Source organism: Alloacidobacterium dinghuense, assembly GCF_014274465.1.
GTDB lineage: Bacteria > Acidobacteriota > Terriglobia > Terriglobales > Acidobacteriaceae > Alloacidobacterium > Alloacidobacterium dinghuense.
Genome location: NZ_CP060394.1, coordinates 1,240,546 through 1,263,596 on the forward strand (window position 1 = coordinate 1,240,546; position 23,051 = coordinate 1,263,596).

The following is a 23,051-nucleotide window of genomic DNA, read 5'->3' on the forward strand; positions in this document are numbered from 1 at the left end:
GACTTGACGCATGCTGCCACTCGATTCTGCTAGGCTGCTTTCGCAGTAGTTTCAGAGGAGGAAGAGACGTGAAGATCGTTCGTATGTTTTGCATCGCATTGCTTTGTTGCCTCGCCGTTCCGGCAGTGTTTACTTATGCACAGGCTACCCAAGCTGTTCCGGGAGACACCTATAACCACCTGATGACGATAGTCGAAAAAGAGATTGTCAGCGCGGCGGACGCCATGCCTGCGGATAAGTACAACTTTGCTCCGACGCAGGGCGAGTTCAAAGGCGTACGCACATTCGCTGGACAAGTAAAACATCTGGCTGAGGCGAACTATGAGTTCTTTGACGGATGGAATGCGCCCGGCACTCCCGTAAAAGAAGCCGACATCGAGAAGCTGACCAGCAAAGATGACATCATGAAGGCATTGAAAGATTCCTACGCGTATGCCCACGGCGCACTCGGCACCATCACTGCAGCGAATGCCTTCACGATTGAAGGATCAGGCGAGCACAAGTGGACGCGGGGCGGAATGGCTGCCTTCTGCATTGCACATTCCGAGGATCACTACGGGCAGATGGTCGTTTATTTGCGGATGAACGGGATTGTGCCTCCTGCCAGTCGTCAGGGCGGCATGTAGGGCCTTGCTGTCCAGGCATTCGCGCCTTCGGCGCCAAATCAAAAGAGGCGTTCTGACGAACGCCTCTACAATATTGCGCGATCAATTACCGCTGTGAGATTGGCACGTATTTTGCCGGGTATTCCGGGCCGATATATTCGGCGCGCGGGCGGATCAGGCGGTTGTCGTCAAGCTGCTCGATGACGTGCGCGGCCCAGCCGGAAATGCGGCTCACGGCGAAGATCGGCGTGAACAGATCGAGGTCGACGCCGAGCGTGGTGTAGGTCGAAGCTGAATAGAAGTCGACGTTGGCGTTCAGCTTCTTTTCCGACTTGATGTATTTCTCGATCTTCTGTGACATGTCGAACCACTTGGTGTTCTTCGCTGAGCTGCCGAGGTCTTCTGACATTTTGCGCAGATGCGTCGCCCGAGGATCTTCAGTGTGGTAAACCCGATGGCCGAAGCCGGAAATCTTTTTCTTTTGCGCCAGCAGATTCTTCACGTACTCGACCGGATCGGAGCCGTCCTTTTCGATGGCGAAGAGCATGCGCATCACCGCTTCGTTGGCGCCGCCGTGCAGTGGACCTTTCAGCGCGCCGATGGCTCCAGTGATGGCCGAATGCACATCTGAGAGCGTGGCGGCAATAACACGCGCCGCGAAAGTGGAAGCGTTCAATTCATGATCAGCGTGCAGAATAAGGGCCACATCGAGGGCGCGGGTTGCCGTTTCCGAGGGCTTTTCACCAGTCAGCATCCAGAGGAAATTGCCGGCATGCGAAAGTGACTTGTCGGCTTCGACGACAGGTTTGTCTTTACGAATGCGATCGAACGCAGCGACGATCATGGCAATCTGCGCGGTCAGGTCGAAGCTTTTTCTAACATTCGAATCGTGATCGACTGCCTTTTCGTCCTTGTCGTAAAAGCTTAGAGCAGACACAGCTGTCCGCAGGACTTCCATCGGCGTCGCTGTCTTGGGGAATTCTTTGAGGAGCTTGAGAATGTCTGGAGGAAGGTGGCGGGAATCGGAGAGTTTTTTCTTGAAGGCTTCGAGTTCGGCTGCTGTCGGAAGCTTGCCATGCCAGAGGAGGCAAGTCGTCTCCTCGAACGTGGATTTTTCCGCCAGATCATGGATGTCGATACCGCGGTAGGCGAGTACCCCGGCCTCTCCATCAATCCAGCAAATGCCAGAATTAGCTGCGACGATCCCTTCAAGACCTTTTGAGGCTACGGCGGTTGACATACGATCCCAATCCCTCCAGTTTCTATTGCCTGCTTAAGTGAACTCTATTGGATGCGGTCCATTGCGGCCAGGTGCTGATCCAGTTCTGAGTTAGACGTTGTGGAACGCGCAAGGCGCAAAACAGGCTAACTACTGTTTATAGCAGCGTGGAGATTGGGTTGTCACTCGCAGTCGGCCGCGTCGCGCTACGCCCCTCTTAAGGGACGGACGCCGCGGCAAATCGGTCGCAGCGGAAGGGCGCAAGGTGGACGCTCGGTGGCTCCCCCAGAATCAGGTTGCGCATGATTCTCGCAGTGCCGGGCGCGAGCAGGATGCCATTGCGGAAGTGTCCGGAGGCGATCCAGCAGCTTCCTTCACCGCATGCATCCATGATCGGCAGCCCATCGGCTGAGCCGGGACGGAGTCCGGCCCATGTTTCCACAATTTGTGCCTGTCGAATAGGAGGCCAGAGTGCGGCAGCTTGATCGAGCAGAGCCTGAATGGTTGTTTCCTCCACCGATTTATCAAAACCCGCGCGTTCGACCGAAGCGCCGATGACAATGCGGCCATCGCCACGCGGAACCAGATAGAGCTCAGGTGTGCGGATGACGCAATCGAGGCGATGAGACGGAGGCAGTTTTACCGTAACCATCTGGCCTTTGCGAGGCTCAATGGATGGCAGATGGGAGATGGCTCCGGCCCATGCACCGCAGCAGTTGATGAAGTGCGAAGCAGACCAAGTCGCTTGCGGCGTTCTCACATCGACGACGGATGCCATTGCGCGAACCTCCGTGATCGGAGAATGCTCGATGATTGAGATTCCGGCGGCGACAGCCGCCTTCGGTAAAGCGGCGCAAAGGTCGCGAGGGTCAAGGCTGTGCTCTTTCAGCCACAAAAAGCTGCGGCTTTCAGGATCAAGGTCAGGCACGCACGCAGCGATTTCAGCAGCAGAAAGCGCATTGCTGAAAATGTGATTTCGTTCCGAGCCTTGCAGCGTTCGGCTGGTGCGCAGCGGAACCTGCAACCTGGAGAGGCGCTCAATCGTATTCAGATAGTCGGGGTAGAGCGAGATGCTGAGTTCTGAGAGCGGTCTCAGGTCAGCGGGATTCTCGGGATCGAACGCGGCGAGCATGCCGGCGGCGGCCCAGGAGGCTTCCGCCATGGCGCATCCACGCTCCAGGACGGTGACGCGCAGGCCCCGCCCGGCTAGTTCAAGTGCGGTGGAAAGGCCGATGATTCCGCCCCCGGCGATGAGTACATCCGCAGTGCTCACGCATCTATTGTATGGCGGCGAGATAGACAAAAAACGTTTGTCAGCGTCCATCAACTTGGATAGTCTCAGCGCACAGCTGTTTGCAGGAAAGGGAAAAGATCGATGAGCGATGGTACGGAACCTGTTGTAGAGCAGAGGAGCTTTTCAGGAGCGTTTCTTGGTTTGGTGGTGGCGGCCTTGCTGCTGGGGATTGGAAGCCTGATCTGGAGCTACACTCTCAGCAATCGTTTGATAAAGGCTGAGAATCAGGTGACCCAGGCACAGTTGCAGAATGACAAGCTGGGGCAAGAACTGGAGCAGACAAACGCGCGGCTTAAGGTTGCCACTGAGACCCTCGGGCAGTCAGTCGGATTGACGCAGAAGCAGCTTGAGGCGCGTGCGAATGATCTGTTGCGGCGGCAGGAGGCGGATGCGAAGCGGCTTGAGAACGAGCAGGCCGCAGCGCAGAAGCAGATTGGCGCGGTATCGAGCGACGTTTCCAGCGTAAAAACCGATGTTGGCGGAGTGAAAACCGACGTTGCTCAGACCAAGACCGACCTGCAGAATACTCAGGCGCAACTGCAGAGCATGAAGGGCGATTTGGGAGTACAAAGCGGCCTGATTGCGACGAATCATGATGAGCTGGAGATTCTAAAGCACAAGGGCGACCGCAATTACTACGAGTTCACATTGCACAAGAACCAGCGGCAGCCAATATCGACCGTTGGCCTTGAATTGAAGAAGGCCGATACAAAGCACAGCAGGTATACGCTTGAGGTTTATGCCGACGACAAGAAGATCGAGAAAAAGGATCGCGGATTGAATGAGCCGGTGCAGTTCTACACCGGTAAAGACAATTATCTTTACGAACTGGTCGTGAACAACATCACCAAGGATCAGATCACGGGATACGTTTCCACGCCGAAGTCTGCGCCAGTGCCGGTAAAGCCCGGCGAATAGCCGAGTTCGTAATTCAAGAAGCGGCGCTGGCAAATAGCGCCGCTTTTCTATTTACCGGGCGGTGCAGGCCATGGAAGCACAAGGTCTTTCTGGTTCGTGAACGCAAGCACAGCTTGAAAGCTGTGACGCGCATCCCATTGGTCTTTCGTCATCGGGTAGTGAAAGATCACGAGACCATGCGCAATTTGTCCCGGTTGCAGGGTGATGTCCCGGAGCAGTGGCTCCGCCTTGAACGATGCCATCTGCGGATAGGCCACGAAGACACTTTGGAAATCAGTGTTGTTGGCCGCGAGGCAGCGCTCCTGGTCGCCCGTGCTTGTGGTCAGATTGCTCCACATATCGTGCAGGTAGATTGGGTAGGTGCCCTGATTGCGAACCTGTACTTCTGCAGTGATCAGGAGCTGATCATACGTATCCATGCCTCCCTGGACACCCTGAGCGCCAGCGCCAACACGCATTTCCGTGTGGATCGGCGTGATGTCGAGCTTAAGAATCTGCCCAGCGACAACCGGCGGCTTCTCATCGATATAGACGTAAGCGGCGATCGTGACGACCACAATTACGGTGGCGACGAGCACGATCAGCAGGGAGCGTTTTCCTGAATTTCTTTCTTCATCCATCAGTGCCGCATTTTACACTGCGGAATCAGGATGCGCTGGCGAAGCGCGCCGAGTGGCGGACTCGACATGCTTGGGTCGAGAGGGCATACTGGCTTGCCATTGAAGGATTCTAGGGGGAACTACATTGGAACAGGTACTTGGAGTCGCGGTTGGTATCGTTCTGGTTTGCCTGCTGCTCAGCATCATTGCCTCTCATGTACGTGAAATGGCGGCGGCTTTCACCGCAAGGCGTGCCATTGTGCTGGAAGAGGCGATTCGCAAAATGGTTGGCGATTCCGGCATCTACGAGAGGTTTGCCAATCATCCGCTGATCGAAACGATCTCATTTCAGCCAGCGACATTCCTGGGTTTAGGCTTTACAAAAGCCCCTAAGCCGAGACCCACCTATATCGCCTCTCCCCTCTTCACGCGGGTTCTGTTGGTTACGCTGGCGGAGATTCATAGCCTGCCATCCACCGACGTGACCGCCGTAGTGGCGAAACTGCCGCCCGATTCCGCTCTCCGGCAAAAGCTGGGCGCGATCATTCTCGGGATCGAACACGACAGCGCCGCCTGTGTTTCAGCGATCGAGCAGTGGTATGACGGAACAATGGATCGCGTCAACGGCCTCTACAAACGCCACACGCAGACATGGCTTCTTGCGCTCGGCATGATACTGGCGGTGGCGTTCAATGCGAATCTCTTCCGGATTACCCAGCGGCTGTGGACTTCAAAAGATGCGCGTGACGCAGTGACGGCAACCGCGCAAATGTACAGCTGCAAGGATGGCCAGCCTTGCGGCCTGCCTGATTATGAGACAGCGCGCAGTGAGATTCAACGCAGGCTTGGAGATGAGCTTCCGTTGGGATACGACTGGAGGTACGTCCAGAGCTACTGGCGCTCCGGTGCCGATCCGGAAAACGCGGGTTTGAGAGCAATCGCCGGTCACTGGATATTTAACCTTGTGGGATGGATACTCACGGCGATTGCCGTATCGCTCGGCGCGCCCTTCTGGTTCGATCTCTTGAACAAGCTGGTGAACCTGCGCCTGGCCGGACAAAAGCCTGACAAGGCAACGCCCGTGCCACCAGGCGGACAGATTGTCGCAGCTGCCGCCGTAACCGTTCCCTCGCCGCCACAGGGTAGCGCGGCCGGGAATTAGGCCCGCGGCCGCAGCGCCGCGAGAAATTCTTCCGCAGGCAGCGTGTTCAATACATCCTGCTTCGCGAGCCAGGCGCGGCGCAACTGGCGAACACCGTAGGTCATCTTTTCCATGTGGCTGGTGTGATGCGAATCGGTGTTGATGGAGATCTTGCAGCCCATCTCCTTTGCCATACGGAGATCGCGGTCACAGAGATCGAGACGATCCGGATACGCATTGTGCTCGACAGCAACGCCCAATTCGGCTGCGCGGCGCAGAATCTGCGGAAGGTTCAGCTTGTAGCCTTCGCGCCGCAGTAACAGGCGTCCGGTAGGATGGCCGAGGATGCGCGTGTTGGGATTTTCGATGGCGCGCAGGACGCGCTCCGTCATCTGTTCCTCCGGCTGATTGAAGAGCGAGTGAATGCTGGCGATGACGACATCGATCTGGGCAAGCACCTCGTCGGAAAGGTCCAGCTGCCCATCGCTGAGGATATCCACTTCGATGCCGCCAAAAACGCGGATGCGTCCTTCCATCTCATCATTCACCTGGCAAATCTTCCGCATGTGCTCAAGGGCGCGCTCATCGTCCAGTCCAAAAGTCATCGCCAGATTTTTCGAGTGGTCGGTGATGGCGATGTATTCATAACCTCGCGCTGCAGCCGCTTCAGCCATTTCGCGGATCGTATTCTTTCCGTCGGTAGCATCGGTGTGCATGTGGACGTCTCCGCGAATATCGCGCAGCTCCACGAGTGCGGGCAGGCGATGTTGCTCGGCGGCTTCGATCTCCCCGTTGTTCTCACGCATTTCGGGCGCGATCCAGTCCAGTCCGAGCGCGGCATAAATTTCTTCTTCCGTCGCTCCTGCGACAAATGAGCCATCCTCCACGCGCGAGAGGGAGTATTCGCTGAGCGTGTAACCACGCTTGAGCGCGCGCTGGCGAACCGTAACGTTGTGCATTTTGGAGCCAGTGAAATATTGCAGGGCCGCTCCATAAGAGCCCTCGGGTAGAAGTCGCACATCCACCTGCAAGCCACTGCGCAGGCGGAAACTGACTTTGTTCTGGCCCTTTGCAATCAGATCGGCAATCGGCGGATACGCGGCAGTGTACTCGACCGCTGCCTGCACTTTGTCTTCTACACAGGCTGGCCCGGTGGCAAGAATATCGAGATCGCCGACGGTCTCACGTCCGCGGCGGAGTGAGCCTGCCGGAGTGATCGTCGTAATTCCTTCAAACTGCCGCAAATAAGCGATGAGCTTATCCGCAGCCTCCTCCGCGTCATCGATGAGAAAGCGCCCGCTGTTCTGCTTGTATTCCTCAATGCCTTTCTTCAGCTTTTCAATTTGTTTTGCGCCCATGCGCGGCAGAGACTCCAGCTTGCCCGCAGCGATAGCTGCCTCAAGATCAGCGATGGAGGCAATTTGCAAGGCTTCCCAGAAGAGCAAAACCGATTTCGGACCCATCCCCGGCAGCTTGAGCAGATCCAGCATGGATGGCCTGTATTTTGTGAGCAATTCTTCGCGCAGCGGCATGGTGCCCGTTTTTTCCATCTCCTGAATATTGGTCGCCATACCTTTGCCAATACCGGGAATCGCGAGAAGCTTCTTGGTATCTTCAGCAATTTCGCTGATTTTAACCGTACTCGATTCAACTGCCTCGGCGGCTCTGCGATAGGAACGGATGCGGAAGGGATCGCCTGCGCTGATTTCCAGCAGGTCGGCTGTTTCGGAGAGAAGTTGCGCGATCGAACGATTGTCCATCGAGAGACGATTATCTCTCAGCTCGCAAAAAGTAGAAAACCCAGCCACTTCACTGGCGGCTGGGTTGCATTTTACCTTGGCACACTTTCAGTAACACCCTCGTAGAGGCGAATTTTTAAGAAATGCTGAACTAGCGGAACCTGATCTTGCAGTTTCTTCCGTCAGGCAGCTGCTTCGCGGGCGCGGGTGACTTGATCGGCCTGAGGCCCTTTCTGACCCTGGACAATGTCGAACTCTACATCGTCTCCCTCTTTCAGGCTTTTGTAGCCATCCAGCTGAATCGCACTGTAGTGAACAAACACATCCGGTCCATCATCGCGACCGATAAAACCATAGCCTTTTGCGTTGTTGAACCACTTCACTTTGCCTTTGTACGTTGCCACGAGCCTTAGACCTTCCTGAAGCAGATTGCGGTTGGGAACACCAACGTGCTTGCAGATAAAGACGCAATTCGGGGCGCTTTGGTTTTCCTCTTAACTTTAGAAGGATTTGGCTCTACGCGAAATCAGTGACTTAGCGCTTTCGCCCACGATGACGCGCATACAGTTGGACCGACACGAGAGTCTTGCCGTCGAGAATTTTTCCCGCGTCGATCATGCGGAGCACCTCTGAGAGCGGAACGAGAACGACTTCAAGCAGTTCGTCTTCTTCCGGCTCTGCTTCGCCTTCAAGCAATCCCTCGGCTAGAAAAACCTGCATCCACTCGCCGAGAAATCCGGGGCTGGCGAAGTAGCGCACAAGCTTCGTCCATTTCCTGGCGCGGTAGCCAGTCTCTTCTTTCAGTTCGCGCTTGGCCGCAGCGAGTCGATCTTCGCCCTCGTCCATTTTCCCCGCCGGAACCTCCCACAAATATTGGCCGGCAGCATGTCGATACTGGCGTTCCATCACAATGAGCGGATCTTTCCTGCTCGAATCGTAGACGGCCAGAATCACCACTGAACCATTGTGACGAATGACGTCACGCTGCGTTATCTTCTCTCCGGGCTCGCGCACCTCCTCGCGCACAACGCGGAAAAGCGGGCCATCGAAGGCTATCCTGGATGAAAGCACTTCTACATCTGCTTTCTTGAAGGTGAGTACTGGTTTTGCTTCCTTTTTTTTTGGCGGCATTCAACACCTTTCTTGCGCGGTTTTCTTTTACCGTATCATCCGATCAACAAATGAAAACGGATGTCACTGTAATCGGCCCGGGGAACTGGGGAAGATCGTTGATTGCCGCGCTGCGCAGTGCCGGAATTCCGGTGAGCGAAGTGATTACAAGAACGCGGCGAAGCGGGACGACGACCATCGCGGCGGCACAACTGAATGCCCGGATTCTGTGGCTATGTGTACCCGATGGCGCCATCGCCGAGGTCGCAGCCGCGCTTGTGCAACGCAGGCGTGAACAAGGAAATACGCTACGCGGTCAAGTTGTGGTGCATTCGAGTGGTGCTCTGACCGTAGCTCCTTTGAATGCGGCGCGAAAAATCGATGCTGCTGTGGCTTCAGTGCATCCGGTAATGAGCTTTCCCACGCAACGGATTGTTCCGCTGTGGAATGTCTTGTTTGGGGTGGAAGCACAGCAGCCTGAGGTAAAGCGCAGGCTGTATGCAGTGATTCGCAAAATTGGCGGCAAGCTATTTGCGATACGGTCGGCGAAGAAAGTGTTTTATCATGCAGCCGGCACCATGGCATCGCCCTTGTTGGTGAGCGAGCTTTCTGCAGCCATGGCAACGGCACGCATGGCTGGGCTATCCGCGAGCGAAGCGCGAAAGTGTGTTGAGGTACTTGCGAAGGCGACGGTGCAGAACGTTTTCGCGCACGGCGAGCAGAATAGTTTCAGCGGACCATTTGCACGCGGCGATGTGGCTACAATTAGCCTGCATCTTCAGGCACTTGCCAAGCATCCGATTGTGGAGGTTTACCGTTCACTTGCACAATATGCGGTTCAGGCTCTGCCGGTTAAGCGCAAGGGTGAGATTCAATTCTTGCTCGAGAACGAAACAGGGATGAAAACTACCGGGCGTGAGACACTTGGCAATAGCCGAAGTAGAAAGCAATAAACGTGACCGAAGGGGTTGGAGAACTTCACTGGAGAACGAGCGCCTTGCATACAGACTGTTTTCCGATCACCGTGCTGCCCCATCTCTCGCGCCTGTTTACTGAATTCGCCGAGAGTCGCACTGCGTTGCCGTATTACCCGCTAAGCCCTTACTCGCAGGAATGGGCCTCGCGGCCTTCGTCTCTTGACCCAGCGATACGTGTCAGGGTCGCCGATCTGCTCATAGAGCAGAATCGCAGCTTTGGCGCCGGCGAAAAGACATTTGCCAACATCGAACGCCTGCGGAATGGCGCCAGTGCAGTAGTTACCGGGCAGCAGGTCACTCTTTTTGGCGGCCCGCTCTTCACGTTGTTCAAGACAGCGACAGTGATTCGCAAGGCGCAGGACGCCACGGCCGCCGGCTATCCGCATGTGCCGATTTTCTGGCTGGCAACCGAAGACCATGATCTCGAAGAAGCGGATCATGTCTTGCTGCCGTCCCGGCGTGAGCTGCACACGCTGAAACTCGCGCTTGAGAAGGGCGATCAGCATGTTTCTGTCGGAGAGCTGAAACTCGGTGCTGGAGTGCGCGCCGTCCTCGATCAGGCGATGGAGTTATTGGGCTCCGGACCCTTCCTTGATTTGTTAGAGGAGTGTTACAAGCCTGACGCAACGTTCACGCAGGCGTTTGGAAGGCTGATCTCCCGCACATTCGCTGCACATGGATTGATCGTGATCGATGCCTCCAGCCGTGATTTCCATGCGCTGGGCAGCCCCGTGCTCCGGCAGGCGATGGAGCAGGTCGACGAACTGCACGAGGCACTGATCCGCCGCGATCAGGAATTGTCGCAAGCCGGGTATCATTCTCAGGTTCTGGTGGGCGCGCAGAGCAGTCTCCTCTTCCTCATCGACGCGGAGACACGAGCCCGGCTGCCGCTGCGACGCAAAAATCATCATGAATGGTCGGCCGGAAAGCGCGCTTATAATACCAATGAGTTACTGACCATACTTGAAGTAGAACCTGAACGTTTAAGTCCAAACGCTCTTCTCCGGGCCGTCTTTCAGGATTTCATCCTTCCAACGTCCGCATATATTGGAGGCCCGGCAGAAGTCGCGTACTTTGCGCAATCGCAAGTGGTCTACGAGAAAATTCTCGGCCGCGTCACGCCGATTCTGCCTCGGCTCAGTGCAACCTTGATCGAACCTGCAATTGCCGAGGTTCTGGCGGGTCATGAAGTTGCGCTCAACGAACTACTCTCTACGCGTCCGGAAGAACTGGCTCATCGACTTGGCGCACGCTTGATGCCGATTGAAGGCAAGAAGAAACTGGCGTTGGCTGGAAATGGGCTTGATGCTGAGTTGACGTCGCTTACTGAGTGGATGCACGCCGTTGACGATGGACTGGGGCGCTCAGCGGATGTCGCAGCTTCGAAGATGCGCTACCAAATGAACCGGCTCAGACGGATGGCGGCGAATTTTCAGTTGCAGAAAGAAACCAGTCTTCGGCGGCACGCCGATGCGCTCTATTTGAGTCTCTGTCCGGATAACCACCCGCAGGAGCGAGCGATCGGCGCAGCCTTTTTCCTGTCGCGATACGGCGATGGTTTGATCGACGCGCTGGTCGAAAATGCGGCGCAGGAGTGTCCGGGGCACAAGGCGCTATATCTTTAACTTCTTACGATTGCCACTGGATGCCTAGGCTGATAGAGCCCAACTTTTCCACCACCAGGAAGCTGCACCGTAGTGATTGAACCCCATCGAGCTTCCTGCATTTCTGAACAAGAGACATTCCTTTCACGCAGGCTGGCTACCTCAGCTTTCAAGTCGTCACACATGAAGTAAAGCTCGTGCACATTGTTTTCATCGTGCGGATGAATCGCGGCTTCGGCTGGCGGCAGGGCGAAGATGAGCCAGTTGTGCCCCGCATCCACTGAGTCGAGGTGGAGGATGTCGCGGAAGAAAGCTCGGTCGGCATCCGCATCTTTGCTGTAGACAATGACATGGGCTCCGAAAATCATAGGCCCTCCTTTTCTGTGAACGATTATGTTCCAGCGTAGAGGGAATGACTGGCAAAAGCTGTCGCCGCTGGCCTACAATCACTTCTTGGCTATGCCGTCGAAGGAACAAGCTCCGTTTGAAGTGGCCTGCCCCGACTGTGGCGCCATGCTCAAGGTCGATCCTGCGACGCGCGCGGTGATCGCGCACACGCCCGCTCCACGCAAACGCACCTTTGAAGATTTTGAAACTGCGGCGCGCGCCATGCGCGAGCAGGATGAACGCAAGGAGAGCCTCTTCCGCCAGGCAGTGGATGCGGAGAAGAACAAGAACGATCTTCTGGAAAAAAAGTTTGCTGAGGCCCTAAAAAAGGCCAAAGAAACTCCGGATACCGGGAAGCCTCTGCGCGATTTCGATTTGGATTGATGCGATCTGCGATCACAAAAGATTTCTGCGCATCACAAGAGATTGAGGAGTAGTGGATGGGCCTGACGAAGCTTTCACACGAGATTCAAGACAGACTTCCCGAAAAATTGCCCCCGTTTTCCTGGCAGCGCGTTGTTGCCGCCAGCTCCCTCGTAGCAGGCGCATGCCTCTTTCTCTCCGGTCGCCGTAAGGCTGCACTGGCTGTTGTCGCGACGGGTGCGACCGTAGGACTGCTCGAGCATCCGCAGGCGGCGCGCGAGCTTTGGGAGAGTCTTCCTAGATATTTGCGTAGAGGTCAGGACGTGCTTGTGCGCGTCGAAGATTTCGTTAACGAAGTCGCCAAGCAGGGCAGCAAGCTGCGCGATTCAATCGGTTAGCCGATACCCAGTTGTTTGCGGGCTGCTTCGCTGATGCGTTCCGGCCCCCAGGTGGGCTCCCATACCAGGTTCACCTGCGCTTCACCAACTTCCTGTATGCACGCGAGCCGGTTGCGAACATTGTCCATGATCATGCCGTGCAGAGGACAGCCGGGCGAGGTCATCGACATGTCCACTTCAACGCGATGTTTGGGAATCATGCCGGGCGCGTCTGGATCGGGCACGACTGAGACGCGATAAATCAGTCCGAGATCGACAATGTTCACAGGAATTTCAGGATCGTAAACATCGCGCAGCGCTACAAGAACATCATTTTCAGTGAGAGGCATTCTCTTTAGTGTACTGAATTAGGAGTTACGCGGCGAAGCGAGCGAGGCACCATGATCTCTTCGACCTCGGCGTCTTAACTCGCGAAGTTTCTTCCATTTACCTGTAATCGCGAGTTTTTAACAATAAATTGCTGCGACCGATTGGCACCGACCCGCGTCAATTCAATAGGGACTGACTTACAGGATGAAGTGGCCGAACCCAGGCTTGCGAGGGTAAACACTCGCCGCATTGTCAGGCAGAACCAAATTTTATTCTGTACGGAGTTCTTCATACATGAATGGATTGACCAAGTACCTCGGAATTACTGCAACTGCTTTGGCGCTGACCATCTTTGCTGGAGCGGAAGACACACCGCGAAGCAGCGCCGCGAATTCTGATCAGCTGGTAGCTGCCACTGCTGAGCTGCAGAATGGACTCGATGCGAAGACTGCAAAGCAGGGCGATGCTGTGACGGCAAAATTGTCGAAAACAGTTAACATTAACGGAACCAGACTGCCGCGCAACGCATTTCTGATTGGGCATATTGATTCGGTGCAGCCTTCTGAAAACAAGGGTGTCTCGAAGGTAGTGCTCACATTCGATCAGGCAAAGCTCGCGAATGGCCAGCAGGTTGCGGTCAAGGCCACCATCATCGGAGCCTTCCCGTCCGGAACCCTGGTAACACCGATGGACCTTAACCCCCAGCTGCAGGTCGATCAGGAGCCATCCAGCTCTCATGGATATGGTTTGACCAGCAATGTTACAGCCTCGAACTCAGGCACGTTCAGCGCGAACGGTAAAGATGTTCACCTGGACCGCGGAACCGAGCTTCAGTTGGCCGTGGTTGCGGGTGCAGCGTCTGCTTCCTCCTCGACCGGAAACTAAGTTTAAGACTCAGACACAAGTGCCCGTGGCGATCGCTGCGGGCTTTTTCTTTTGTCCTTCGCATGTGATGTGAGAGCTTTAGTGGGTACGCTCGACCAGATACCGCGCGACAGACTTGAGCCCATCCGCTGCGGATCCATAAGGGGCAATTTCAGCAAACGCTTCTGCAATCAGCTTCTCGGCGTGCTTGCGTGAGGCTTCAATGCCAAACACGGCGGGCCACGTCGCCTTTGCGCTGGCAAGATCCTTGCCGGCCGTTTTGCCAAGTTGCGCGGAATCCTGCGTTACATCGAGCACGTCATCGACAATCTGAAAAGCCAGTCCCGCTTTGCGACCAAACTCGGTCAGGCGGTTTACATCTTCTGTTGATGCGCCCGCGTAAATGCCACCTGTGACAACGCTCACACGAATGAGTGCTCCCGTCTTGGCTCGATGGATGGCATCGACCGACGCAGCCGTTGGTGATGTTCCTTCGCCTTCCAAGTCCAGCACTTGACCGCCAATCATGCCCTCAACTGTGCCGGTGGCCTGAGCAATGAGGCGAATGATTTCAACATTTGCTGGTGCAGGGCAACGCAGATTGGCGAGCACCTCGTATGCGCGTGTCTGCAGCGCATCGCCTGCGAGAATTGCAATGGCTTCGCCGAAAACCACATGGCAGGTTGGTTTGCCTCGCCGCAAATCATCATTGTCGAGCGCGGGCAGATCGTCATGGATCAGCGAGTAGGTGTGCAACATTTCAATTGCTGCGCCGAGTTCTTCAATGCCTTGGGGTAAGTTTCCATCTCCACGAATCATTCGTGCCGCTTCCATCGCAAGCACGGGGCGCAGGCGCTTGCCGCCGGCAAAGGTGCTATGCCGCATCGCTTTGTGAATGGAAGTGGGAACTTGCGACTCGGGCGGCAGCAGTCGTTCAAGGGCCGTATCGGTTAATTCCTGGTTCGAAAGGAGCAGGTCTTTTACTTCGGCTTGCATCCCCTTCATGATAAATGAAGATTTTGCCCCCTCTTCGTTTGCGTGAAGACTGCAATCACGATGCAAAGCGCCAGCAGCGAAAGACCACGGCCCACTTTCACATCCCGAGTTGCTGCATAGCGCACGGTTACTACGGAGTCTCCGGCGTCCAGCGGAATTGTGAGGAGTCCATCATCGCGATGTGGTCTGGTGGAAATGGACTTGCCGTTTACGTCGACCTGCCACGCGGGATAATCCATGAGCTTGAAAACAGCATATGCCGGCCCCTGCAGATGAACTGCAACTTCCTTATTTTCGACCTTCCAGCGGCGAATGCTCAGCTTCGCTGGGACCGCATCCACCGCGTTTTCCTTCCATTCAGGGTTCTCCGCAATCGAACTGTCGGCTTCGTCGGAGTCTGCCGTTTTGAGCAAGCGCACGAGCGGAAGATCCTGCTGGATATCTCCATTGTCCGCGTTCGCGGCTGTGTACTCATCGGTTCCTTCAAAGCCTTCGTTGCCGAATGTCACACGCTGGGCCGCTACGTTATCTTCGTCGTCGCAGGGCTGCCAGAAGCAGAATGCTGCAGACAAAGTCATCAAGACCGCCACACACAGCATGCTCACCGCGCGAATCAGAATGTGTCTTCGCGTACTTGCTTCCAGAAAACTTCCGCGAAGCGCGAGTCCGATCAAAGTTGCCATCACGACGCCTAGTACGAGCAGCCATCGCCAGGGAAATTGCAAAAATTTCAACTCTGGCGTATCCCGCCAGAGAATGTCACTAAAGGGAAGCAGAAGGATGCAAATGGAGATCAGTGTTGCGATGAGCGGAGCGCGTGGCAGCCCCGGCCTGCTGGTTCGTCGTGAAAACATGGCTGCGATTCCTGCGGCAAGCAACATGGCAACCGCAATCAACGACGCCGTGTGTAGTACCTGATCGTGGAAAGCTTCGCCCGTGTGTCCAAAGAGAAAGCTGTCTTCGACACGCATCCCCGGCGCAATGGCGCGCGCAATCTCCACCCAACGCTGTTCATAGGCAGCGGGCACGATATAGAAAGAAGCCAGTCCCAGCCCGAGCGCTGCCGCACCGGCAGCTCGCGCAATCAGGATGTACCGTCGGTCACGTATCGACGTGACCAGCACAAGAAGCGCCAGCAGGTAACAACCCATCACTGCGGAAGGTGCATTCGTAAGCCATAATGCCGCGATGATCAATGAAAGCGGAATCAAACTGGCTCGCTGACGCAATCCATACAGCATGAGCAGCGGCAGCAATATCGCGGAAAGTAGTTCACCATAGGCTGCGCGCTCATAAGCCACAAACATCAGGTAGGGATTGAGCAAATACACGCAGGCGGCAACTGCAGCCGCATCTTCTGCCATCCATTCGCGCGCCATGGTGAAGAAACTCAGCCCGCAACCAATAAACGCGATCAAAGTGAACGCAACCGGCGTCCACGTCCACGGCAGCACAGCGCCCAACACTGCACCCAGGAGCCACGATAAAGGCGGGTAGAAGACAAAGCGAGGCTCTCCGGCGCCGTAGTTGGCAGAAGCGTCCCAGTGCGGATATAGCGTGCCCTCACTCCAATGGTGGACAACTTCCATCCAGGACTGCAGATGGAAGTCGAAGTCGTGTCCACACGATGTGCCGCGCCAGGCCAGCGGCAGCACCGCGATGGCCGCGCAGGCCAATATCAAGGAACGGCGCCGCCTGTTGCGTGTGGCGTTACTCGACAAGCTATGCGGAAAGCAGAACGAAATCCTCACGGCAGCAAGCGGAGAGTGTGCGACGTGGATGCAGCAACAGCTGCTTCCGAAAAGGGAAGAGCAAAAGTCGTGCCGTGATACCAGTTGGTCCACTGATCGCGATAGTAGGCACTGAGGGGATTGCCCGACTCGCCCATCACGATATTTTCCATGGAACCGTCGATATTGCTCCAGTCCATAGTGAACCGTTGCGATGGCCCGAAGGTGCGATCCACCTGCTTCACCGTGGTCAGGTCACCCGACTGCGGCTGAGCACCGGTGCCAGTCCAATTCTTGAAGTAGGGAATCAGGCCATAGAGCGGATGCTCAAGATCGACCGGATACTTATCGCCATAATGCCAATTGCGCAGATCGGCGGGCGCATGGCCTTCATCGATTCCGCGGCTTACGCAAGCCGCAAGAAAGTCGTCCCAGGTGGCATAGTCTTTCGGCAGCCACTGTGCCGGCGCATGCATCACGATTTCCTCCTGCGCGAATGCGCTGGCTGCCCACTCGTAAAGCTTCGCGTCGTCGCCTAATTTGGGTTCCAGCAGCATGGGCCAGAACGCATGTTTGGCGGCTGCAACAATCGCAGCAGGAGCCGAGTCAACGCCGACGACACCATCCCATGAGCGCATCAGGTCCGCTGCCTGACGAAGGCGCGCGTCGGTAATCTTGGCGTGGTCAATCGCGTAGGCAAAGCGTTGCGCGAACTCCTCATCGAGTTCTGAATAGGTATCAGTTTGCAGCGTGATCATCTCAGCGGGGGTGAGCTTGTCTTTGCCGGAGAGCCATTTCCAGATACGCTCATTCCGGTACGGGCTGGCCCACTCCAGCGTGATTTGATATGGATAATTATCTGGAGTGACGCGCGAGTTCGCTGTCGCGAGAATGCCGTTCGCTGGATCGAACGTGCTGGGCATCTGGTCGAAAGGAATAAAGCCCTGCCACTCATGCTGCGTGTCTGCGATCGGCGTTCCCTTTATTCCTGTTGGCCGATTAGGAATGTAGCCGATAGCCTGATAGCCGATGTGTCCCTGATCGTCGTCGTAAATGACATTGAGTGTAGGAGCCCACCAGTCGGTTACTGCCTGACGAAAGGACTCCCAGTCGGTTGCGCTGTTCAGATCGAAGAGCGGAAGGCGATTCGCCTTCGAATCGTATGCGACCCAGCGCAGCGAAAGCGTGCGCCTCTCGTTCGGCAGGACCGGATTGAGCACGACCCCGTGATCGCTGCGCTCCACATCGACCGTCACATCGCTTCCGCCGCGTACATGGATCGTCTCTTTCGTGTGCTCAAAGGCATGCCAGCCGCTCGCGCTCTGATATTCGTTCTGCGCATTCGTCTGCTCGACGTAAATGTCCTGCGTGTCGCCATAGAGAGCCGTGTATCCCCACGCAATGTGATTGTTGTGGCCCGCAATGACAAAGGGAACCCCTGCAATCGAAACTCCGGCTACATGAAAGCCGCCGGACTTGAGATCGACTTCATACCAGGTGTTGGGGATGTTATGACTCAGGTGCATGTCATTCGCGAGAATCGGCTTGCCTGTCGCCGTATGCGCTCCGGAGATCGCCCATTCGTTCGAGCCCGGGTTGCACTCGCGGCAAACATCTCTCGACCCCCCGATCACCTCGCGAAGACGCAAAAGATCCTGCAGGGATGTCTGCGACTCATCGAGAGGCACATCGGGAATGCTCTGCTGGGGTGCGGTCAGATCAGGAGGCGCAACCGTCGGCGGATGATCGCGCCACGATCCGGTCGGATAAAGATCAGCCGAGAGAGTTGGCCCCAGGCGTGACTCAATTCTTTCCCGGCTCAATTTGTCCTGCCAATGCTGGTCGAGGATCTGCACCATGTTCAGACCGATGAGAACCGAATCAACCGGCTGCCACGCTTTCGGCCTGTACCTCAGAAGTCGAAATTCAGCGGGAAGGTGTTCGCGGTGCGAGTCGATAAACGCATTCACTCCGCGCGCATAATCTTCAAAATAGCGGCGGTCGCGTTCGGGGAGGGTCGCCGTCATGCGTTCCGCCGTGGCGCGCATTTGCAAGACGCGCTGCATGCGGTCGTGTTCCAGAAGATTCTTGCCCAGAAGCTCGGCGAGTTCGCCCGCAGCCAATCGACGCGCCATATCCATCTGCCAGAGACGGTCTTGCGCAGTGACGTAACCCTGCGCCTCAAACAGATCATCGAGCGTGGCGGCTTCGATATGCGGAATGCCGTGCTGATCGCGTCGCACGTTCACCGCAACCGAGAGACCCGGCAGGCGCGCCTGTCCGTCGAGCTGCGGAAGCGAGTCGCGCATGGCATGTTTCAGCCACCATGCTCCGCCAAGCACGCCGACCAGCAACGCGACAATGATGACAAATACGAATCCAACAAAGAAGCGCAGAATCGGATGCCGGCGCTTCTCTTCTTTCAGTTGCACAGTTCTGCCGAGAGCCATCTCGATGACATTGTCTCATCGGATGCGGTGTCGAGACCAAGCCCGATGGTTACTCAGCCAGCTTGAATATTCGGATTTGTACGAGTTTTGCGATGGTAAGATTGTTGAGCCCGCGCGCCTGCATGTGCTGGATGAATTCCGGCGTAACCTTGAAAATGCGCATCTGGATCAGTTCATCAGCATTGGGCTGGTAGCCCATGGCGCGGTACTGTTTCACCTCTTCAGGATTCACTCCGTGAATTCTGAAGGCGATCAGCTTCTCCGCCGGAAGGTTCGGAAAGCCGAGGTCGGACATGCTCTTCACATAGGCCGGATCGACCTTGAAGATTCGCAACGCGATGATGTTGTCCGTTGTGATGCCGGTAACTCCGGCCGATTGCAACGCTTGAATCCACGAAGTCTCAATGTGGAAGAGCGTGTACGCTTCGAGCTTCTCCGAGTCGTAACCGGTGAAACCCATCTTTGCCATACGCGCAACAAAAGCCGGATCGGGAACGAAAGTAAAGTCGCCATTCAATGTCAGGTCGTGCACGGTGCCTGAGCAGGTGAGCTTTCCTGCCTCCGATGCGATCACTGCGTCGACATGCGTTCCGTCGTTTTTCAGATCGGCCAGCGTAAAGCCTGTGAAGTTGCTCAGGGGCATGTCGCTGTCGTTCATGTTGCAGCCATGTTTTCCGCCCTCGCAGGAGTCCCGCTCCAGCTTGAATTGCACGCGGTCGCCTTCAGTGGATGGCGCGATATTGCAGCTTCCATGCAGCGGCTGAAGCTGGTCGTCCGCATGCAGTACCGAAGCGCAACCGGCGACGAAAAGGGCGCTGAGAACCACGGAACACGTTCTCATTGCTGATTCTCCTTCGCCTGATCGCTGTCATCCAGGATGCCGGAGATACGCAGCTTCACCAGTTTCTGAATCGTAAGTGGCGTAAAGCCGTGGCGCTTGGCCGATGCGATGAAATCGGCATTGATGTTGAAAATCCGCATCTGTTCCAGTTCTTCGACCGTTGCGTCCGGAAATTGCGCCTTGATGCTCTTTGCATATTCCGGCGTTACGCCCTGCACGCGCAGCGAGAGCAGCTTCTTTGCAGGAATATTGCTGAAACCCGCTTCCTTCATTCCTGCAACGAATTCAGGAGTGACATTGAAGATGCGATACGAGATCAGATCATGAAAGCTCGATGCCTCGATGCCGTCCGCATGCAGCTTGGCGGCGTAATCCGGGCTGACGCCCTGCACTTTGAGCGCGATCAGATCGTCGACACTCGGCTTCCCGAAGCCAACCTTCGCCATCGCATCCGCATACTCGGGCGTAACGTCCTGCACTTTCATGGCGATGAGCTTATGCAGATCAGCGTTGTAACCGGCAGCACGCATGCCGGCCATGTAGTCGGGCGTTACATCCTGCACTTTCAACGCAATCAGCTCGTCGACATTCGGCTTTTCCCCGGTGGCCTTGGCCATCGCATCGGCGTATTCCGGAGTAATGTCCTGCACCTTCATGGCGATGATTTTGTGCAGATCCCCGTTGTAACCGGCCGCCCTCATGCGAGCGATATAGTCCGGTGTCACGTCCTGCACTTTCAGCGCGATCAGGTCATCCACGCTGGGCCGTTGTCCGGTTGCCTTTGCCATCTGCTCCGCATACTGCGGAGTAATATCCTGCGTCTTCATCGCAATGTACTTGTCCAGGTCCACGTTGTAGCCGGCAGCGCGCATCTGATCGATGTAGTCGGACTTCCCGTTTGACGAGGGCGCGGGTGTCGCAGATTGATTGAGCTCGAGCGTCGCTCCATCCGGCGACACAAGCACCGCCTTTGCCGCGTGAACGGACGTCGAAGCAGCCGCAGCGACCGACGTGTGTATGGCTGGCGCTTTCACCGCAGCGTGCGTACGGACCGTCTTTTGTACCGCGTGGAGGATCGATGCCGACACCTTCGGCGCAGATTTGAAACTGGCGAAGACCTGCGGCAAAGGGCAGATGAACAGGACTAGCAAAGCCGCCATTCCTGCAAGCGACAAGGGCTTGAGGTCACGGGGCTGCTCTTCGGCATCGCCAAGAATACGAAGGACGCGTGCGCGCAGGCCCAGGCGCCCCTGATTGCCATCCAGAGCCATGGCGAGATGCAGATGTGTCTTCCGCTGTTCTTCCAGGCGCAAAAGAGCCGTGGCATACACAGCAGGATCGTGGCACGTTTCAACGGCAATATCGTCGCAGCAGAGTTCGCGCTGTTCGCGCAGACGATGGCTGAGCCACCACACAGCCGGATGGAAGAAGAAGAGCGTTTCGATCATCGTCTGCAGAATGTTCCAGAAATAGTCGGCGCGGCGGATGTGCGCCAGCTCATGCGCGAGCACCACTTCCAGTTGTTCCGGGCTCAGGCTCGTGAGCGCAGTGACGGGAAGCAGGATCAACGGCCGGATGACGCCGACTGTAAGAGGCCCTGCGATGCGGCTTGAAAGCCGAAGATCGACGAAGCGCGGGATACCCATCTGCAACCGGATACGGTCGAGTCCGATACGTAAAGTGTGCGGAGCCTTTTGCAGCGCACTGTGGCGCAGTCGCCGAATGAGCCACCATCCGCCGATCGTCTTGATGGACAGGCAGGCGACGCCAACAAGCCAGAAGAAGTCGAGGTACGGCATCACGTCGCTCGCCAGCACCTTCGCTGTTGCGCGTGGCGCGGCAGGCATATCGATGACGGCCAGGGGACGGGGAATAATCTGCAGGGAAGGCTTCGCGCCTGAAATGCCGGCAGCTGGCATCGTTGCTGCCTGACGATAGACCGACTCCTCATAAGCGAGCGTGCCCATCGACGCGACCAGCATGCCGAGCAGCGCAGCGAGCGCAAGAACGTAGCGCGCCTGGGTGCGTCCCTTTCCCATCCATAGGTCAGCAAGCTTGTAAACGAGCGCTATGGTCGCGGCTTGCCAGCAAAAGTGGATCAGTGTCCAGCCCAGAGCTTCCCAATGATGTGTCATCGTGTCAGCCTCTTTTGCTCGATCAGATTACGAATCTCTTCCAGCTCCTCGTCGCTTGTCGGTTGCATGGCCAGCGCGTGCATCGCGAGCTGCGTCGCCGAACCCGAGAAGAGCCGCTCACTCAGATCCCGGAGCAATTGGTTCTGCGTCTCCTCCTGGCTGGCAGCCGCGCGATAGATATGAGCCTTGGCTGACTCTTCGCGCTCGACCAGGCCCTTTTCTGTCATGATCTGCAGGATCTTGAGTACCGATGTATAGACCACCGTCCGCTGCAAATTGACAGCATCGTGCAGCTCACGGACTGTGGCCGGTCCTTTTTCCCAGAGAACGCGGAGCAGTTCCAGTTCAGCTTCAGTTGGCTTCGGTAGAGATTGACGCTTGAACTTCATGGTCCCGAATCTATACGAAGTGTTTCGTAGTTGTCAACGAAAATCTTCGTAGGGAGATAAACCTTTGAAAATACAGGCTAAGCCGATGCGATGCGGCGAATCAGGTCGGCCTGCTCGTTCGTATTTTCCGCGCCAATGGTGAAGGCGTCGAGCACGCCGCTGTGCAGCGCGTAGCGAATGGCTTCATCCTGACGCGAGCGCATGGCCCCTTGTCCGAGAATTTTCATGCCGACAATGCCTTTGCCCTGTGCGCGCATCTGCTTAATAACGTCGATCACGACGGCGGGTTGCGCGTCCATGTGTGCGCCGATGGGGTTGAGCCGCACCAGATCGATCTCCACCCACGGCGAAGCGGCAGCCGCGCGCAACGCTTCAATGGAATGACAGGAAACACCATGCGAGCGGATGATGCCCTTCTCCTTGGCCTCGGAGAAAACGTCCATCACGCCCCGATATCGGGTCGTCCAATCGTCTTCTGTGACGCAGTGAATCAAGGCGATGTCAATGTAGTCCGTCTTCAGCTCTTTCAAGTACCGGTAGAGATCGGCCTGCGCCCGTTTCGGGTCGCGGTCATCACACTTCGTCATCACCACGACCTTGTCGCGGGAGACATGCTTGAGCGCCTCGGCAACATCGGGATGGCTGCCATAGGAATCGGCCGTATCGAAGAAGAGCAGGCCGTTATCGTAGCCGTTCATCAACAAGTGAGGGAGCGCATTGGTTCGGGTTTGATTGGAAGAGCCACCGAACCCGATGGTTCCTGTGCCCATGGCAAGCCGGCTCGTGCGGATTCCGGTCTTTCCCAACACAACCGTGTCGGTAGCGCTGAATTTCGCATTTGTCGATGGCGTATCGACAGCGCCAAATGCTGGCGGCTTCAAGTAAGCAGCGCCGAGTCCAACAGCTGCACCCGTGAGGAATTCTCTGCGATTCATTGCAATCTCCTCTCGCCTTGCCCAATTTTCTGAAATTCTACTCTTCCT

At 56.3% G+C, this 23,051-nt stretch carries 23 protein-coding genes; 8 read left to right on the forward strand and 15 right to left on the reverse strand.

The genetic code is table 11. The features are described from left to right. Positions 1–68 precede the first annotated feature (68 nt). Positions 69–626, forward strand: a complete 558-nt coding sequence (locus H7849_RS04980) for a DinB family protein (RefSeq protein WP_186744654.1) — start codon at positions 69–71, stop codon at positions 624–626. Between the two features lie 85 nt (positions 627–711). Here the strand turns inward: H7849_RS04980 and H7849_RS04985 are convergent, their stop codons facing one another. Together H7849_RS04985 and H7849_RS04990 are read right to left on the reverse strand one after the other, a co-directional pair. After that, positions 712–1,845, reverse strand: a complete 1,134-nt coding sequence (locus H7849_RS04985; RefSeq protein WP_186744656.1) for a citrate synthase — start codon at positions 1,843–1,845, stop codon at positions 712–714. 196 nt (positions 1,846–2,041) lie between these two features. After that, on the reverse strand, positions 2,042–3,097 hold the full coding sequence (locus H7849_RS04990; protein ID WP_186744658.1) for an NAD(P)/FAD-dependent oxidoreductase: 1,056 nt from the start codon (positions 3,095–3,097) through the stop codon (positions 2,042–2,044). Positions 3,098–3,199: 102 nt separating this feature from the next. On the opposite strand from H7849_RS04990, the gene H7849_RS04995 reads away from it, so the two are divergent. Continuing rightward, complete coding sequence (locus tag H7849_RS04995; protein ID WP_186744660.1) at positions 3,200–4,036, forward strand: HlyD family secretion protein; 837 nt, start codon at positions 3,200–3,202, stop codon at positions 4,034–4,036. Between the two features lie 47 nt (positions 4,037–4,083). On the opposite strand, the gene H7849_RS05000 is transcribed toward H7849_RS04995, so the two are convergent. Next, entirely contained in the window at positions 4,084–4,656 is a 573-nt protein-coding gene (locus H7849_RS05000) for a hypothetical protein (RefSeq protein WP_186744661.1), read from the reverse strand. Positions 4,657–4,780: 124 nt separating this feature from the next. Here H7849_RS05000 and H7849_RS05005 point away from each other — a divergent pair, with 124 nt between their 5' ends. Next, positions 4,781–5,797 carry a hypothetical protein gene (locus H7849_RS05005; RefSeq protein ID WP_186744662.1) on the forward strand — a complete coding sequence of 339 codons (1,017 nt, stop codon included), beginning with the start codon at positions 4,781–4,783 and terminating at the stop codon, positions 5,795–5,797. Here H7849_RS05005 and polX read toward each other — a convergent pair. From polX to H7849_RS05020, 3 genes are all read right to left on the reverse strand, one after another. Beyond that, the gene (gene polX / locus H7849_RS05010) at positions 5,794–7,536 is read right to left on the reverse strand and encodes a DNA polymerase/3'-5' exonuclease PolX (RefSeq protein ID WP_186744663.1); all 1,743 of its coding nucleotides are present in this window, start codon (positions 7,534–7,536) and stop codon (positions 5,794–5,796) included. The two genes, H7849_RS05005 and polX, sit on opposite strands and share 4 nt — an antisense overlap. A 161-nt stretch (positions 7,537–7,697) precedes the next feature. Next, positions 7,698–7,919, reverse strand: a complete 222-nt coding sequence (locus tag H7849_RS05015; protein WP_186744664.1) for a cold shock domain-containing protein — start codon at positions 7,917–7,919, stop codon at positions 7,698–7,700. A 130-nt stretch (positions 7,920–8,049) separates the two neighbouring features. Next, a complete protein-coding gene (locus H7849_RS05020) occupies positions 8,050–8,646 on the reverse strand; it encodes an NUDIX hydrolase (protein ID WP_186744665.1) in 597 nt (198 codons plus the stop codon). Between the two features lie 50 nt (positions 8,647–8,696). On the opposite strand from H7849_RS05020, the gene H7849_RS05025 reads away from it, so the two are divergent. Then, a complete protein-coding gene (locus tag H7849_RS05025) occupies positions 8,697–9,578 on the forward strand; it encodes a DUF2520 domain-containing protein (RefSeq protein ID WP_186744666.1) in 882 nt (293 codons plus the stop codon). Between the two features lie 44 nt (positions 9,579–9,622). Next, on the forward strand, positions 9,623–11,227 hold the full coding sequence (bshC, locus tag H7849_RS05030) for a bacillithiol biosynthesis cysteine-adding enzyme BshC (protein ID WP_186744667.1): 1,605 nt from the start codon (positions 9,623–9,625) through the stop codon (positions 11,225–11,227). On the opposite strand, the gene H7849_RS05035 is transcribed toward bshC, so the two are convergent. After that, entirely contained in the window at positions 11,224–11,574 is a 351-nt protein-coding gene (locus H7849_RS05035) for a VOC family protein (protein ID WP_186744668.1), read from the reverse strand. The two genes, bshC and H7849_RS05035, sit on opposite strands and share 4 nt — an antisense overlap. Positions 11,575–11,665: 91 nt before the next feature. On the opposite strand from H7849_RS05035, the gene H7849_RS05040 reads away from it, so the two are divergent. Further along, positions 11,666–11,977 (forward strand): hypothetical protein, encoded by a 312-nt coding sequence (locus tag H7849_RS05040; protein WP_186747212.1) that lies wholly within the window; start codon positions 11,666–11,668, stop codon positions 11,975–11,977. A gap of 56 nt (positions 11,978–12,033) precedes the next feature. After that, positions 12,034–12,354, forward strand: coding sequence for a YtxH domain-containing protein (locus H7849_RS05045; protein ID WP_186744670.1), 321 nt, complete (start codon positions 12,034–12,036; stop codon positions 12,352–12,354). Here the strand turns inward: H7849_RS05045 and H7849_RS05050 are convergent. Beyond that, positions 12,351–12,683: a metal-sulfur cluster assembly factor gene (locus H7849_RS05050; protein ID WP_186744672.1), complete on the reverse strand. Its 333-nt coding sequence runs from the start codon at positions 12,681–12,683 to the stop codon at positions 12,351–12,353. The two genes, H7849_RS05045 and H7849_RS05050, sit on opposite strands and share 4 nt — an antisense overlap. A 274-nt stretch (positions 12,684–12,957) precedes the next feature. Between H7849_RS05050 and H7849_RS05055 the strand changes: the two genes are divergently transcribed. Then, the gene (locus tag H7849_RS05055; protein WP_186744673.1) at positions 12,958–13,548 is read left to right on the forward strand and encodes a hypothetical protein; all 591 of its coding nucleotides are present in this window, start codon (positions 12,958–12,960) and stop codon (positions 13,546–13,548) included. A 78-nt stretch (positions 13,549–13,626) separates the two neighbouring features. On the opposite strand, the gene H7849_RS05060 is transcribed toward H7849_RS05055, so the two are convergent. The 7 genes from H7849_RS05060 to H7849_RS05090 form a co-directional block, all read right to left on the reverse strand. Then, entirely contained in the window at positions 13,627–14,523 is an 897-nt protein-coding gene (locus H7849_RS05060) for a polyprenyl synthetase family protein (RefSeq protein ID WP_186744675.1), read from the reverse strand. Positions 14,524–14,528: 5 nt separating this feature from the next. Beyond that, entirely contained in the window at positions 14,529–16,205 is a 1,677-nt protein-coding gene (locus H7849_RS05065; RefSeq protein WP_186744677.1) for a 6-pyruvoyl-tetrahydropterin synthase-related protein, read from the reverse strand. Between the two features lie 65 nt (positions 16,206–16,270). Further along, positions 16,271–18,703 carry a penicillin acylase family protein gene (locus H7849_RS05070; RefSeq protein ID WP_186744679.1) on the reverse strand — a complete coding sequence of 811 codons (2,433 nt, stop codon included), beginning with the start codon at positions 18,701–18,703 and terminating at the stop codon, positions 16,271–16,273. A gap of 49 nt (positions 18,704–18,752) precedes the next feature. After that, entirely contained in the window at positions 18,753–19,544 is a 792-nt protein-coding gene (locus tag H7849_RS05075) for a hypothetical protein (protein ID WP_186744681.1), read from the reverse strand. Continuing rightward, positions 19,541–21,679: a M56 family metallopeptidase gene (locus H7849_RS05080; RefSeq protein WP_186744683.1), complete on the reverse strand. Its 2,139-nt coding sequence runs from the start codon at positions 21,677–21,679 to the stop codon at positions 19,541–19,543. Before H7849_RS05080 ends, H7849_RS05075 begins: the two co-directional genes overlap by 4 nt. Continuing rightward, a complete protein-coding gene (locus tag H7849_RS05085) occupies positions 21,676–22,068 on the reverse strand; it encodes a BlaI/MecI/CopY family transcriptional regulator (protein ID WP_186744685.1) in 393 nt (130 codons plus the stop codon). The genes H7849_RS05080 and H7849_RS05085 overlap by 4 nt, the downstream gene beginning before the upstream one ends. Positions 22,069–22,145: 77 nt before the next feature. Then, positions 22,146–23,003, reverse strand: coding sequence for an aldo/keto reductase (locus tag H7849_RS05090; protein ID WP_186744686.1), 858 nt, complete (start codon positions 23,001–23,003; stop codon positions 22,146–22,148). Positions 23,004–23,051 lie beyond the last annotated feature (48 nt).